Raw genomic sequence first — 14,541 nt, 5'->3', positions numbered from 1 at the left:
ACCCCTTACTGCGCCTGCACACGCAGCTCTGCTGCGCTACGACTACGGTGACCCAACAGTGCTTTCACATCACTGGATTTCGGTTTTACCAGCGCGAATTTCGCCGAGAATGCTGGCCAGTTCGCCAGGATCTCTTCGCCGTGTGAAGAACCGGTATGTTGTACGTGCTCGGTAATCAGGCCGCGCAGGTGTTCCTCATGAATAGCCAGCGAGTCCACGCTCAGTACTTCTACCAGTTCCGGGTTCACGCGTTTGCGGAATTCACCGTCTTCGTCGAGCACGTAGGCGAATCCGCCGGTCATGCCCGCACCGAAGTTGACGCCGGTTTTGCCGAGAATACACACGATGCCGCCGGTCATATATTCACAGCCGTTGTCGCCAATACCTTCAACCACGGTAATAGCGCCGGAGTTACGCACCGCAAAACGCTCACCCGCACGACCCGCAGCAAACAGGCGGCCACCGGTAGCACCATACAGGCAGGTGTTACCAATGATGCTCGCCTCATGGCTACGGAAAGCAGAGCCAACCGGAGGACGCACTGCCAGCAGGCCGCCCGCCATGCCTTTACCGACATAGTCGTTGGCATCGCCGGTCAGATACAGCTCCACGCCGCCCGCGTTCCACACGCCGAAGCTCTGGCCTGCGGTACCGCTGAAGTGCGCTTTAATCGGGTCAGATGCCAGCCCCTGATCGCCATGCGTCTGAGCGATATAGCCCGACAGCGATGCGCCGACGGAACGGTCGGTGTTGCGGATATCGAACCAGAAGGTTTTGCTCTGGCGCTCGTCGACAAACGGTTTCGCCTGCTGTAACAGCTGGGCGTTCAGCACGCCGTTATCAAACGGCGGATTGTTTTCAGTGCAATGCAGCGCTTTACCTCGATGCGGTTCAGCGGTTTCCAGCAGACGAGACAGCTCCAGTTTCTGCTGCTTGGCGGTAAACCCTTCCAGCTCTTTGAGCAGGTCGGTACGACCAATCAGATCCACCAGACGTTTCACGCCCAGTTGCGCCATCAGCTCGCGAGTTTCGCGGGCGATAAATTCAAAGTAGTTAGTCACTTTGAACGGCAGGCCGTGATAGTGGTTCTTACGCAGTTTGTCATCCTGAGTTGCCACGCCGGTTGCGCAGTTGTTCAGATGGCAAATACGCAGGTATTTACAGCCCAGCGCGACCATGGGGCCGGTGCCGAAACCGAAGCTTTCTGCACCCAAAATTGCCGCTTTAATGATATCGACGCCGGTTTTCAGACCGCCATCGACCTGCAGACGGATCTTGTGACGCAGACCGTTAGCCACCAGCGCCTGCTGGGTTTCCACCAGACCGAGTTCCCACGGGCAGCCCGCATATTTCACTGAGGAGAGCGGACTTGCACCGGTACCGCCATCGTAGCCGGCAATGGTAATCAGATCCGCATAGGCTTTCGCCACGCCGGTGGCGATGGTACCGACGCCTGGTTCAGAAACCAGCTTCACCGAGATCATCGCTTTCGGGTTGACCTGTTTCAGGTCGAAAATCAGCTGCGCTAAGTCCTCGATAGAGTAGATATCGTGGTGCGGCGGTGGGGAGATCAGCGTCACGCCCGGCACCGAATAACGCAGTTTGGCGATGTACGGGGTGACTTTATCACCCGGTAACTGACCGCCTTCGCCCGGCTTCGCGCCTTGAGCGACTTTAATCTGAATGACATCAGCATTGACCAGGTACGCTGGGGTTACGCCAAAGCGACCGGAAGCCACCTGCTTAATGCGCGACACCTTGTTAGTGCCGTAGCGTGCCGGATCTTCGCCGCCTTCACCGGAGTTCGAGTTACCGCCGATGCTGTTCATGGCTTCGGCCAGCGCCTCGTGTGCTTCCGGGCTTAATGCCCCGATAGACATCGCTGCGGTATCAAAGCGTTTAAACAGTTCGGTTGCGGGTTCTACTTCGCTAATGCTTACGGCTTCATCGCCAGGTGTAATCGCCAGCAGATCGCGCAGCGTGGCCGCCGGACGCTCATTGACCAGCTTTGCATATTCCTGATAGTCGCTGTACTCGCCGCTTTGTACTGCCTGTTGCAGCGTGCGCACCACGTCCGGGTTGTAGGCGTGGTATTCGCCGCCGTGGACGTACTTCAGCAAACCGCCCTGGCTGATAGGCTTACGCGCCAGCCAGGCATGTTTGGAGAGGTTCAGCAGATCCTGCTGGAAGTCGGTAAAACCCGCGCCGCTGATGCGACTGACCACGCCCTGGAAGCATAAAGCCACAACATCATCGTGCAGACCAACGGCTTCAAACAGCTTCGAGCAGCGGTAAGAGGCGATGGTCGAGATGCCCATTTTGGACATGATTTTGTACAGACCCTTGTTGATGCCGTTACGGTAGTTCAGCATCACGGTCCGGTAATCTTTGGCTATCGCTTGAGTGTCGATCAGACGTCCCAGCGTTTCATACGCCAGATACGGATAAATGGCCGTCGCGCCAAAACCGAGCAGAACGGCAAAATGGTGCGGGTCACGGGCGCTGGCGGTTTCAACGATGATGTTGGCATCGCAACGCAGGCTTTGTTCTACCAGACGTGTTTGTACTGCGCCAACGGCCATCGGTGCCGGAACCGGCAAGCGGTTTTTTGCGATATTACGGTCAGAGAGCACCAGTAGCACTGTGCCGTTACGCACCATCTGTTCAGCCTTATCGCACAATGCTTTGACGGTCTCTTCGAGCGTGGTTTCCGTCACGTCGAAGGTGATATCCAGTCGGTCAGCGCGATAATGCTCCTCTTTCATGGTGGTGAGCTGGGTGAAATCGGAGTACAGCAGGATCGGCGACTTAAAGCTCAGACGGTGCGCCTGACCTTCGGCTTCGCAGAAGACGTTCATCTCACGACCGATGCTGGTGGCCAGCGACATGACGTGCGCTTCACGCAGCGGGTCGATCGGCGGGTTGGTGACCTGGGCAAACTGCTGGCGGAAGTAGTCATAAATGATGCGCGGCTGGCTGGAGAGCACGGCAAACGGGGTATCATCACCCATTGAACCGACCGCTTCCTGACCATTTTCACCGAGCACGCGGATAACGGAATCCAGCTCTTCAGCGCTGTAGTTAAACTGTTTCTGGTAGCTGGCGAGGGTGTCATCGTCCAGTTCACGGCTGCCGACCTGATCGTCAGCCAGGTCTTCGAAAGGCACCAGACGGCGGACGTTCTTCTCCATCCACTCTTTGTAGGGGTGGCGGCTTTTCAGATCGTCATCGGTTTCAGCCGAATGCAGAATGCGCCCGCTACGGGTATCGATAACCATCAACTCCCCAGGGCCGACGCGACCTTTCTCAACCACTTCATCTGGCTGATAATCCCAGATCCCGACTTCAGAAGCGCAGGTAATCAGCTTGTCTTTGGTGATGACGTAGCGCGCCGGACGCAGGCCGTTGCGGTCAAGGTTACAGGCGGCAAAGCGACCGTCGGACATTACAATACCCGCCGGACCATCCCACGGCTCCATGTGCATGGAGTTAAAGTCGAAGAACGCGCGCAGCTCCGGGTCCATATCCGGGTTGTTCTGCCAGGCCGGCGGCACCAGTAAACGCATGGCGCGGATGATATCCATCCCGCCAGCCAGCAGCAGTTCCAGCATGTTATCCATTGAGCTGGAGTCGGAGCCGGTTTCGTTAACGAACGGTGCGGCGTCGTGCAGATCAGGGATCAGCGGCGTCTGGAATTTATAGGTACGGGCGCGCGCCCACTGGCGGTTGCCGGTGATGGTGTTGATTTCACCATTGTGCGCCAGGTAGCGAAACGGTTGCGCCAGCGGCCAGCGTGGTACGGTGTTGGTGGAGAAGCGCTGGTGGAACAGGCAGATGGCCGATTCCAGACGCAGGTCCGCCAGGTCCAGGTAAAAGCGCGGCAGATCCGCCGGCATACACAGACCTTTATAGATATTGACCAGGTTCGACAAGCTACAGACGTAGAAGTCTTTATCTTCCTGGAGGCGTTTTTCGATACGACGGCGCGCGATGAACAGGCGACGCTCCATATCACGCGGACGCCAGCCCGCAGGGGCATTAACAAAAATTTGCTCGATACGAGGCAGGGAGGAGAGCGCAATTTCACCGAGAACACCTTCGTTAGTCGGCACGTCGCGCCAGCCGACAATCGACAGGGTCTCCTGCTGTAATTCTTCTTCTACAATGCGACGAGAAGCCGCTGCCAGCTCAGCGTCTTTATTTAAAAAGATCATGCCGACGGCGTAGTTTTTGGCTAAACGCCAGCCGCGCTCTTGCGCTACGATGCGGAAAAAGCGGTCAGGTTTTTGTAACAGCAGGCCGCAACCATCGCCGGTTTTTCCATCGGCAAGAATTGCGCCACGGTGCTGCATGCGGGCCAGTGCGTGTATGGCGGTACGCACTACCTTGTGGCTAGGTTCGCCTTCTATGTGGGCGATCAGGCCGAAACCACAGTTATCCCTCTCAAGGGATTTATCGTACAACATATCAGTGAACCTCCCCAGGCTCTGCGGGATTCCCATCTGGACCGTTGCGCACGGGCACACCAAGAGCATGGCGACGGGGTTTGCGTGTCATACGCTTACCTCGCATTCGCCCTCTTTATCCTTTTCGCACAGGTCAAACAAGTTTGAGGACTTGCTTCAGAGGGAATCTCAATTACTGCATAAATATGATGAGCAGACTGCTCATCCAGAAAGCTTCCAGCGGATTTCCAAGTTATCGGGAATCCACACACAGGTCAAATGGCAATCTTATTTATGCAAAAATGTGCTATTGGGTAATTAACTTTATGAAAATATTGAAATAAAAGGGTTTTATACATTGATATAACCTGAGGAGGATGCCCTGGGAAGTGTGATCTGTCTCACTGTAAGAAAGGCCGGATATCTCTCGTCCTCCCTTTGTTTATCGATATACTTGGCATTTTATGCTGGTTTTTAGAGTTTTGGCGTCTTAAAGATACTGTTTTTACGCTGAGAGTATAAGAAGATAAAAAAAACAGCTGGATATAAGGAAAAGTAATTATATTTTGAGTGAATGGAATTTCGATTATTTTGATTTGTTATGCAATAAATAAAGGCTCGCCAGGGCGATTGATCCAGGTCATCGCCGACTGGGGCAAAAAATGGCAGGCTTTGGCCTCTTTTCAAGGCGCGGTCTACCAGATTATGCAGTTACAGAAATTAGTCAATATGTTTGGTGGGGATCTTTCTCGCCGTTATGGGCAAAAGGTTCATAAACTCACGCTGCACGGCGGCTTTAGCTGTCCAAACCGTGATGGCACCATCGGACGCGGCGGATGTACTTTCTGTAATGTCGCCTCGTTTGCCGATGAAGCACAGCAGCACCATTCAATTGCCGAGCAGCTTGAGCATCAGGCGCAGTTGGTCAATCGCGCCAGACGCTATCTGGCCTATTTCCAGGCTTATACCAGCACCTTCGCGGAAGTACAGGTGCTGCGTTCGATGTATCAACAGGCGGTCAGCCAGGCCAACATCGTCGGGTTATGCGTTGGGACGCGCCCCGACTGCGTGCCGGATGCGGTACTCGATCTGCTTTGTGAGTATAAAGACCTCGGCTATGAGGTATGGCTGGAGCTCGGTCTGCAAACCGCGCATGACAAAACTCTGCACCGGATTAACCGCGGCCATGATTTTGCCTGCTATCAGAACACCACGCGGCTGGCGCGCGAGCGCGGGCTGAAAGTGTGCTCACACCTGATTGTTGGCCTGCCGGGAGAAGGACAGGCAGACTGTCTGCAAACCATGGAACGAGTGGTGGAGACGGGCGTTGACGGTATTAAGCTGCATCCGCTGCATATTGTGAAAGGCAGTACGATGGCAAAGGCCTGGGAAGCCGGACGGCTGAACGGAATTGAACTGGACGACTACACGGTTACCGCCGGGGAGATGATCCGCCATACGCCGCCAGAGGTGATTTATCATCGAATCTCTGCCAGCGCGCGTCGCCCAATGCTGTTGGCTCCGCTATGGTGTGAAAACCGCTGGACCGGGATGGTCGAACTGGATCGCTATCTCAATGCTCATGGTGTTCAAGGCTCTGCGCTTGGCACTCCGTGGATTCAGCCTGGGAGCTAACCATCCGGCAATCTGCGCCTGCTTGCCTGATGACGCTACGCTTATCAGGCCCACGTTGAATCTCTCCTCGGTCATTTCACCGATAACCTCCGCATTTCTTGCACAATCTTCAACGTCACGCTGAGAATTGAGTATTATTGTGCCAAGTTGTCGTGAAGGAACCCTCTATGAAGCAAATCCGTATGCTGGCGCAATATTACGTCGACCTGATGATGAAATTGGGTCTGGTGCGCTTTTCGCTGTTATTGGCGCTGGCGCTGGTCGTGTTGGCGATTGTGGTGCAGATGGCTGTCACCATGGTGCTGCATGGCCAGGTAGAAAGCATTGATGTTATCCGCTCTATCTTTTTTGGTCTGTTGATTACCCCCTGGGCCGTCTATTTTCTGTCAGTGGTGGTGGAGCAACTGGAAGAGTCCCGGCAACGCTTGTCACGACTGGTACAAAAGCTGGAAGAGATGCGCGAGCGCGATCTCAAGCTCAATGTGCAATTGAAAGATAATATTGCCCAGCTCAACCAGGAAATTGTTGAGCGCGAAAAAGCCGAAGCGGAGCGCCAGGATACGTTCGAGCAGTTGAAGGTTGAAATCAAAGAGCGCGAAGAAGCGCAGATTCAGCTTGAGCAGCAGTCTTCCTTTTTACGCTCTTTCCTTGATGCCTCGCCGGATCTGGTTTTTTATCGTAATGAAGATAAAGAATTTTCCGGCTGTAACCGTGCCATGGAACTGCTGACCGGCAAGAGCGAAAAGCAGTTGGTGAATTTAAAACCGGCTGATGTTTACTCCCCTGAGGCGGCAGAAAAGGTCATTGAAACCGACGAGAAGGTGTTCCGTCATAACGTCTCACTCACCTACGAACAGTGGCTGGACTATCCGGACGGGCGCAAAGCCTGCTTTGAAATTCGCAAAGTGCCTTACTATGACCGCGTAGGTAAGCGACATGGTCTAATGGGCTTTGGGCGCGATATTACCGAGCGTAAGCGTTATCAGGACGCGTTAGAGCGTGCCAGCCGCGATAAGACCACCTTCATTTCTACCATCAGCCACGAACTGCGCACCCCGCTTAACGGCATTGTCGGCTTAAGCCGGATCCTGCTGGATACGGATCTGACCGCTGAGCAGGAAAAATACCTGAAAACAATCCACGTCTCTGCCGTGACGCTGGGGAATATTTTCAACGATATTATCGACATGGATAAGATGGAGCGACGTAAAGTTCAGCTCGATAACCAGCCGATCGATTTCACCAGCTTTATGGCGGATCTGGAAAACCTCTCTGGCCTGCAGGCGCAGCAAAAAGGGCTGCGTTTTGTGCTTGAGCCGACGTTACCACTACCGCATAAGGTCATTACCGACGGCACGCGTTTGCGCCAGATTCTGTGGAATCTGATCAGCAACGCCGTGAAGTTTACCCAGCAGGGGCAGGTAACCGTGCGGGCGCGCTATGACCAGGGGAATATACTGCATTTCGAAGTTGAAGATTCCGGGATCGGTATTCCGCAGGATGAGCAAGATAAAATCTTCGCCATGTATTATCAAGTGAAGGACAGCAATGGCGGCAAACCGGCAACGGGAACCGGGATTGGACTGGCCGTATCGAAGCGTCTGGCGAAAAACATGGGCGGCGATATTACGGTCTCCAGCCAGGCTGGCAAAGGCTCCATCTTTACGCTGACCGTGCATGCGCCTGCGGTAGCGGAAGAGATTGAAGACGCCTTTGAAGACGACGACATGCCGCTGCCAGCCCTGAATGTACTGCTGGTGGAAGATATCGAACTGAACGTTATTGTCGCGCGTCCAGTGCTGGAAAAACTGGGCAACAGCGTGGATGTCGCCATGACCGGGAAAGCCGCGCTGGAAATGTTCACGCCGGGCGAATATGACCTGGTGCTGCTGGATATTCAGCTACCGGATATGACCGGTCTGGATATCTCGCGCGAGCTGACGCAAAAATACGCCCGTGAGGACCTGCCGCCGCTGGTTGCGCTTACCGCCAACGTTCTGAAAGATAAAAAAGAGTATCTGGACGCGGGAATGGACGACGTGCTGAGTAAGCCGCTGTCGGTTCCGGCGTTAACCGCCATGATCAAAAAATACTGGGATACCCGAAACAAAGAGGAGAGCACTGTGACATCTGAAGAGAGCAGTAAATCGCAAGCGCTGTTAGATATTCCTATGTTGGAACAATACCTCGAGCTGGTGGGACCGAAGTTAATAACCGACGGGCTGGCGGTGTTTGAGAAGATGATGCCGGGATATTTGAGCGTGCTGGAGTCCAATCTGACCGCACGAGATAAAAAAGGCGTTGTTGAGGAAGGCCATAAAATTAAAGGCGCGGCAGGTTCCGTGGGGCTGCGCCACCTGCAACAGTTAGGTCAGCAAATCCAGTCGCCAGACCTTCCAGCCTGGGAAGATAATGTTGCTGAATGGATTGAAGAGATGAAGCAGGAGTGGCAGCACGACGTGGCGGTATTGAAGGCCTGGGTGGCGAGCGTGGAAAAAAAATGACCCCGGCTTGACCGGGGTGCGCGAATACTGCGCCAACACCAGGGAAATCGTGGCTGCGCCGTAAATTATTATCATTGTTTACAAGGGCGCAGCCCTAATTTTCAGGCCGCACGCAGTTAAGATAGCAAATCTTAAATAATTTGTTACATGAATCAGTTAAATGTGTGAAGCGTAGCATTTAAATCATAATAACTAATATGTTTCAGCCAGTTGAGAAAGGAGTATCACGATGAAAAAATTGGGTGTAGTGCTCAGCGGATGCGGCGTGTATGACGGCGCAGAGATCCATGAAACTGTTCTCACGCTTCTGGCGATTGCCCGCAACGGTGCTCAGGCCGTCTGTTTTGCACCGGATAAACAACAAGCGGATGTGATTAATCATCTGACCGGCGAACCGATGCAGGAAACGCGTAATGTGCTGATTGAAGCCGCCCGTATAACACGCGGTGATATTCGCCCACTTGCTCAGGCAGTCTCAACGGAACTGGATGCGTTGATCGTGCCAGGCGGGTTTGGCGCGGCCAAAAATCTGAGCAATTTTGCCAGCCAGGGCAGTGAGTGCCGGGTTGATAGCGACTTAGCTGCGCTGGCGGTGGCTATGCATCAGGCGGGTAAGCCGCTGGGATTTATGTGCATTGCGCCTGCCATGTTACCTAAAATTTTTGACTTTCCGCTGCGTCTGACCATCGGTACTGATATTGATACGGCAGAGGTGCTGGAAGAGATGGGCGCAGAACATGTGCCTTGTCCGGTTGATGACATTGTCGTTGATGAAGACAACAAAATCGTCACCACTCCCGCCTATATGCTGGCGCAGGACATCGCTCAGGCCGCGAGTGGTATCGATAAACTGGTATCACGTGTGCTGGTGCTGGCTGAATGAGAAAAGGAGTTACCGCCTTTCTGCGACGTATCTTTCTGCGGGCGGTCGTTGTCCTCGCCGTATTCTGGGGCGGGGGCATCGCACTTTTCAGCGTGATGCCAGTCCCTTTCTCTGCCGTGATGGTCGAGCGGCAACTGAGCGCATGGCTGTCCGGTGATTTCGGTTATGTGGCGCACTCAGACTGGGTGAGCATGGATGAGATCTCACCGTGGATGGGACTGGCGGTGATCGCCGCGGAGGACCAGAAGTTTCCCGAGCACTGGGGATTCGATGTTTCCGCCATAGAGAAAGCGCTGGCGCACAACGAACGTAATGAAAACCGTATTCGCGGGGCGTCGACGTTATCGCAACAGACGGCAAAAAACCTCTTTCTGTGGGATGGACGTAGCTGGGTGCGTAAAGGTCTCGAAGCCGGGCTAACGCTGGGTATGGAAACCGTCTGGAGCAAGAAGCGTATTCTGACCGTTTACCTGAATATTGCTGAGTTTGGTGATGGGGTTTTCGGCGTGGAGGCAGCGGCGCAGCGCTATTTCCATAAGCCAGCCAGTCGGCTGAGTCTGTCTGAAGCGGCCTTGCTGGCGGCGGTATTACCCAATCCTTTGCGTTTTAAAGCGAATGCGCCTTCTGGTTATGTACGTAGCCGTCAGGCGTGGATTATGCGCCAAATGCGCCAGCTAGGCGGTGAGTCGTTTATGCGGGAAAATAAGCTGTATTAACGGGTTTATTGCCGGATACGGCGTAAATGCTTTATCCGGCCTACGGGAGTGTGACGTTGCCGTGTAGGCCTGATGAGCGCAGCGCTTCAGGTACTCGACTAATCTTCATCAAACCCTGAATTAAACAGGGCAATCACCGCTGCCAGGGCTTCCACTTCCTGTGGACCCGTGGCTTCAACTTCTATCTGACGCCCTTTGGCGGAATCCAGCATCAGCAGAGCGATAACACTGTTTGCCTCGGCTTCCGTTCCTTCATCATTACGCAGCAAAACTTCTGCTTCAAAACCCTGCATCAATTCAAACAGTTTCATGGCTGGGCGAGCATGCATACCCAGCTTATTCGTGATTTCAACGGTTTGCTTCACGGTCATGATTTACGTTTTTCCAGCGTACGATGGCGTGACTGTACGTTTTTACCGCGTGAGCGGAAGTAGTCTGCCAGCTGCTCTGCAATATACACCGAACGGTGTTTCCCGCCGGTACAGCCGATAGCTACGGTGAGGTAGCTGCGGTTGTTGGTCTCCAGCATGGGTAACCATAGCTCAAGATAGCTGCGAGTCTGGTAGATAAAATTGTGTACTTCTGTGTGCCTGTCAAGGAAGGCGGCAACGGGGCGGTCAAGACCGGTCATCGGGCGCAGCTTCGGATCCCAGTGCGGGTTAGGCAGGAAGCGCACGTCAAAGACGTAATCCGCGTCAATTGGGATACCGTGTTTGAAACCAAAGGATTCGAATACCATCGTCAACTCGCGTTCACGCTTGCCCAGCAGGCGAGTACGCAACATTTCCGCCAGTTCATGCACGGACATTTCGGAGGTATCCACGATCAGGTCAGCACGAGAGCGCAGAGGCTCCAGCAAATCGCTTTCCTTATCGATAGCGCTCTCCAGAGATAAGTTCTTGCTGGAAAGAGGATGCAGGCGACGCGTGTCGCTGTAGCGGCGAATCAGGGTGTTACGATCGGCGTCAAGGAACAGCAACTGTGGTGAGAAGCCTTCAGGCAGATTGTTCATTGCCTGCTCGAAAATCTCTGGGGACTCAGGCATGTTGCGCACATCAATGCTGACGGCCGCAGAAATCTGGCGATCGGCCAGAGTACGAGCCAGATCGGGCAACAGCACTACGGGAAGGTTATCCACGCAGTAAAAACCCATATCTTCCAGCGCTCGCAGGGCGACAGATTTTCCTGACCCCGAACGACCGCTGACGATCATCAGTACCATGTACTGTTTCTCCTCACAACGACAAAAAAGGATGCCATTGGGTTGTTATGCTTCATCCAGTCCACCTTCGGTGTCCGTGATGATTTGATACAACTCCTGGTCACTCTGTGCTGCGCGCAGGCGGCGGCAGATGGTTTTATCGGCCAGACGTTTGGCGACCAGCGACAACGTATGCAAATGCGTCTTGGTTTGGTCTGCCGGAACCAGCAGGGCGAAAAGCAGATCGACGGGCTGATTATCAATGGCGTCGAAAGCAATAGGCGTTTCAAGTTGCACAAACACGCCAACTGCGCGCATCGTGTCTTCTTCCAGCTTTCCGTGCGGGATAGCAATTCCATTACCGATGCCGGTACTGCCCATTTTTTCACGCGTCAGAATGGCTTCAAATACCACCTGAGAGGGCAAGCTGAGCTGTTTTGCCGCCAGTTCGCTGATGATTTCCAGCGCGCGTTTCTTGCTTTGGCAGTGAACGCCAGCGCGTGTACATTCCTGGTTAAGAACATTGCTCAGTTGTAGAGTCGTATCGTTATTTGTCATAATTTCACCTAAGCGCTAACTGTACAAATGGCCCGTTGTGCTACACAACAGGCCGTCCTGCACCCGCTAACTGCCCGGACAAGTTAGTGCTGTTTCAGTTTATCTTTATGTTTTGTTAACTGCCGAGCCAGTTTATCAATTAAACCGTCAATGGCGGCGTACATATCCTGACCTTCCGCGCTGGCATGAATTTCGCCACCGTTCACATGCAGTGTTGCATCCGAGATATGTGTCACCTTCTCCACTTTCAACACAATATAGACCTGATTAATCCGGTCGAAATATTGTTCTAGCTTGGCGAATTTTGTATTAACAAAATCGCGTAAGGCTTCAGTGATTTCGACGTTGTTTCCAGTGATGTTGAGCTGCATAGTGTCTTCCTTATCGGTTGGGTCAGACCAGCTGTTTGCGCTGGTTCGACGGCGGAATGGATAAAGACTCTCGGTACTTCGCAACAGTGCGGCGTGCCACCATGATACCCTGTTCTGACAGCATAGAGGTTAACTTGCTGTCACTCAGCGGTTTCGCGGGGTTTTCCGCAGCAATTAATTTCTTCACCAGCGCACGTATAGCTGTGGATGAGGCTTCGCCTCCGCCTTCAGTGTTAACGTGACTGGAAAAGAAATACTTCAATTCAAAAATGCCGCGCGGACTGTGCAGATACTTTTGCGTGGTCACTCGGGAAATGGTCGATTCGTGCATCTCGACGGCCTGGGCGATATCCGCCAGCACCATCGGTTTCATAAACTCTTCGCCTTGATCAAAGAAGGCTTGCTGCTGTTCAACGATACAGCGACTGACGCGCAGCAGCGTATCATTGCGACTTTCCAGGCTTTTAATCAGCCACTTTGCATCCTGCAGATTGCTACGAATAAACTGGCTGTCAGCGTCGTTGCGCGCGCTGTTGCACATGGCGGCGTAGTGCTGGTTAATCTGCAGCCGTGGAATGCTGTCGCCGTTGAGTTCGACCACCCAGCGATCGTTATGCTTACGCACCAGTACATCCGGAATAACGTATTCTGGCTCCCCGGTCTGGATAGACTGCCCAGGTCTGGGGTCCAGGGACTGAATAAGATTGACGGCTTCTTTCAGCACATCTTCTTTCAGCCGGGTTACGCGCATCAGCGTGCGGAAGTCATGGTTGGCTAACAGATCGAGGTGATCGCTGATGATCAGGCGCGCTTCTTCCAGCCACGGCGTGGCTTTATCAAACTGTGAAAGTTGGATCAGTAAGCAGTCGCGGAGATCTTTGGCCGCCACGCCCACGGGATCAAAACGCTGAATGCGTTTAAGCACGGCTTCGATTTCGTCCATACCGACGTCTTCATCGCCCATGCTTTCGAGAATATCGTCCAGGGTTACGGTGAGATAACCGGTTTCGTCTACCGCATCAACAATGGATGTCGCAATTGCGCGATCGGTATCCGAGAACGGGGTCAGCTCCACTTGCCACATCAGGTAATCCTGCAGCGATTGCGTGGTCTCACCCTGATACACAGGCAGTTCGTCGTCGATGTAATCCCCGCTGGTGCCAGAAGGCGTACCGGCGGTGTAAATTTCATCCCAACTGGCGTCAAGCGGCAGCTCCTCTGGCATCTCTTTTTGTTCGAGAGCATCTGCGGTGTCGAGGGATTCGCTGTCCTGTTTTTCCTGGGTATCAATTTCGTCGTGAAGATCGGTTTGCTCGAGCAGTGGGTTACTTTCCAGCGCTTGCTGAAGTTCTTGCTGAAGTTCCAGCGTGGACAGCTGCAACAGACGGATAGCCTGTTGTAGCTGAGGCGTCATCGCCAGTTGTTGGCTAAGCCTGAGTTGCAAACCTTGCTTCATGTTCAGAGTTGTTCTCTCCTGCGGTGACGTGAAGTCTTCTACCCTATCAGAGTCTGAAGTCTTCCCCAAGGTATACGCGTTTAACGTGCTCATCCTGCAGTATTTCTGTTGGCGTGCCATGCGCGATCAGGTGGCCCTGACTCACGATGTAGGCGCGCTCACACACTGCCAGCGTTTCGCGAACGTTATGGTCGGTAATCAGCACCCCAAGCCCGCTGTCGCGCAGGTGTTCGATGATCCGTTTGATATCAATAACGGAAATCGGGTCAACACCGGCAAACGGTTCATCCAGCAGGATAAATTTCGGATTCGCGGCCAGTGCGCGGGCGATCTCCACGCGGCGTCGTTCACCACCGGAGAGCGACTGTCCCATGCTGTCACGCAGGTGTTCGATGTGGAACTCTTCCATCAGCTCGTTGGCGCGATCTTCCCGCTGCTCGCTGGTAAGATCGTCACGAATTTGCAGCACCGCCATCAGGTTATCAAACACGCTCAGGCGACGGAAAATAGACGCTTCCTGCGGCAAGTAGCCGATGCCGCGACGCGCGCGCGCATGCAGAGGCAGTAGGCTGATGTCTTCGTCATCAATGATAATGTTGCCCGCATCACGTGGGACAATGCCGACCACCATGTAAAAGGTCGTTGTCTTGCCCGCACCGTTAGGACCGAGCAGACCGACGATCTCCCCGGAGTTGACGGTCAGACTGACATCTTCCACCACACGGCGGCCCTTATAGGCTTTTGCAAGGTTCTTTGCAGTTAATGTTGCCAT

At 53.7% G+C, this 14,541-nt stretch carries 11 protein-coding genes; 4 read left to right on the top strand and 7 right to left on the bottom strand.

The window, feature by feature from the left end; genetic code table 11:
• Window positions 1-5: 5 nt before the first annotated feature.
• Window positions 6-4,466, bottom strand: coding sequence for a glutamate synthase large subunit (gene gltB, locus HV334_RS21965; RefSeq protein ID WP_181220900.1), 4,461 nt, complete (start codon window positions 4,464-4,466; stop codon window positions 6-8).
• Between the two features lie 684 nt (window positions 4,467-5,150).
• Here gltB and HV334_RS21960 point away from each other — a divergent pair.
• From HV334_RS21960 to mtgA, 4 genes are all read left to right on the top strand, one after another.
• Window positions 5,151-6,080: a TIGR01212 family radical SAM protein gene (locus HV334_RS21960; protein ID WP_049040958.1), complete on the top strand. Its 930-nt coding sequence runs from the start codon at window positions 5,151-5,153 to the stop codon at window positions 6,078-6,080.
• Between the two features lie 167 nt (window positions 6,081-6,247).
• Window positions 6,248-8,584 (top strand): aerobic respiration two-component sensor histidine kinase ArcB, encoded by a 2,337-nt coding sequence (gene arcB / locus HV334_RS21955; protein ID WP_181220899.1) that lies wholly within the window; start codon window positions 6,248-6,250, stop codon window positions 8,582-8,584.
• 229 nt (window positions 8,585-8,813) lie between these two features.
• A complete protein-coding gene (gene elbB, locus HV334_RS21950; protein WP_181220898.1) occupies window positions 8,814-9,467 on the top strand; it encodes an isoprenoid biosynthesis glyoxalase ElbB in 654 nt (217 codons plus the stop codon).
• Window positions 9,464-10,183, top strand: coding sequence for a monofunctional biosynthetic peptidoglycan transglycosylase (gene mtgA / locus HV334_RS21945; protein WP_016157575.1), 720 nt, complete (start codon window positions 9,464-9,466; stop codon window positions 10,181-10,183). The genes elbB and mtgA overlap by 4 nt, the downstream gene beginning before the upstream one ends.
• Before the next feature lie 98 nt (window positions 10,184-10,281).
• Here mtgA and npr read toward each other — a convergent pair whose 3' ends face one another.
• The 6 genes from npr to lptB form a co-directional block, all read right to left on the bottom strand.
• Complete coding sequence (gene npr, locus HV334_RS21940) at window positions 10,282-10,554, bottom strand: PTS phosphocarrier protein NPr (RefSeq protein WP_003828770.1); 273 nt, start codon at window positions 10,552-10,554, stop codon at window positions 10,282-10,284.
• Window positions 10,551-11,405 carry an RNase adapter RapZ gene (rapZ, locus tag HV334_RS21935; RefSeq protein ID WP_003025085.1) on the bottom strand — a complete coding sequence of 285 codons (855 nt, stop codon included), beginning with the start codon at window positions 11,403-11,405 and terminating at the stop codon, window positions 10,551-10,553. Before rapZ ends, npr begins: the two co-directional genes overlap by 4 nt.
• Window positions 11,406-11,450: 45 nt before the next feature.
• Window positions 11,451-11,942 carry a PTS IIA-like nitrogen regulatory protein PtsN gene (gene ptsN / locus HV334_RS21930; protein WP_016154690.1) on the bottom strand — a complete coding sequence of 164 codons (492 nt, stop codon included), beginning with the start codon at window positions 11,940-11,942 and terminating at the stop codon, window positions 11,451-11,453.
• A gap of 83 nt (window positions 11,943-12,025) precedes the next feature.
• Window positions 12,026-12,313 (bottom strand): ribosome hibernation promoting factor, encoded by a 288-nt coding sequence (gene hpf / locus HV334_RS21925; RefSeq protein ID WP_003025078.1) that lies wholly within the window; start codon window positions 12,311-12,313, stop codon window positions 12,026-12,028.
• Between the two features lie 22 nt (window positions 12,314-12,335).
• Window positions 12,336-13,769: an RNA polymerase factor sigma-54 gene (gene rpoN, locus HV334_RS21920; protein ID WP_047499743.1), complete on the bottom strand. Its 1,434-nt coding sequence runs from the start codon at window positions 13,767-13,769 to the stop codon at window positions 12,336-12,338.
• Between the two features lie 46 nt (window positions 13,770-13,815).
• Window positions 13,816-14,541 (bottom strand): LPS export ABC transporter ATP-binding protein, encoded by a 726-nt coding sequence (gene lptB, locus HV334_RS21915; RefSeq protein WP_003025073.1) that lies wholly within the window; start codon window positions 14,539-14,541, stop codon window positions 13,816-13,818.

This window comes from Citrobacter sp. RHBSTW-00944 (assembly GCF_013615435.1).
Lineage (GTDB): Bacteria > Pseudomonadota > Gammaproteobacteria > Enterobacterales > Enterobacteriaceae > Citrobacter > Citrobacter braakii.
The sequence above is the reverse complement of the archived record's forward strand: the minus strand, read 5'-3'. Positions and strand labels throughout refer to the sequence as shown.

Excerpts from the sequence above, each read along its gene's own strand:
- gltB (WP_181220900.1), bottom strand. The coding sequence starts at position 4,466 with ATGTTGTACGATAAATCCCTTGAGAGGGATAACTGTGGTTTCGGCCTG.
- HV334_RS21960 (WP_049040958.1), top strand. The coding sequence starts at position 5,151 with ATGCAGTTACAGAAATTAGTCAATATGTTTGGTGGGGATCTTTCTCGC.
- arcB (WP_181220899.1), top strand. The coding sequence starts at position 6,248 with ATGAAGCAAATCCGTATGCTGGCGCAATATTACGTCGACCTGATGATG.
- elbB (WP_181220898.1), top strand. The coding sequence starts at position 8,814 with ATGAAAAAATTGGGTGTAGTGCTCAGCGGATGCGGCGTGTATGACGGC.
- mtgA (WP_016157575.1), top strand. The coding sequence starts at position 9,464 with ATGAGAAAAGGAGTTACCGCCTTTCTGCGACGTATCTTTCTGCGGGCG.
- npr (WP_003828770.1), bottom strand. The coding sequence starts at position 10,554 with ATGACCGTGAAGCAAACCGTTGAAATCACGAATAAGCTGGGTATGCAT.
- rapZ (WP_003025085.1), bottom strand. The coding sequence starts at position 11,405 with ATGGTACTGATGATCGTCAGCGGTCGTTCGGGGTCAGGAAAATCTGTC.
- ptsN (WP_016154690.1), bottom strand. The coding sequence starts at position 11,942 with ATGACAAATAACGATACGACTCTACAACTGAGCAATGTTCTTAACCAG.
- hpf (WP_003025078.1), bottom strand. The coding sequence starts at position 12,313 with ATGCAGCTCAACATCACTGGAAACAACGTCGAAATCACTGAAGCCTTA.
- rpoN (WP_047499743.1), bottom strand. The coding sequence starts at position 13,769 with ATGAAGCAAGGTTTGCAACTCAGGCTTAGCCAACAACTGGCGATGACG.
- lptB (WP_003025073.1), bottom strand. The coding sequence starts at position 14,541 with ATGGCAACATTAACTGCAAAGAACCTTGCAAAAGCCTATAAGGGCCGC.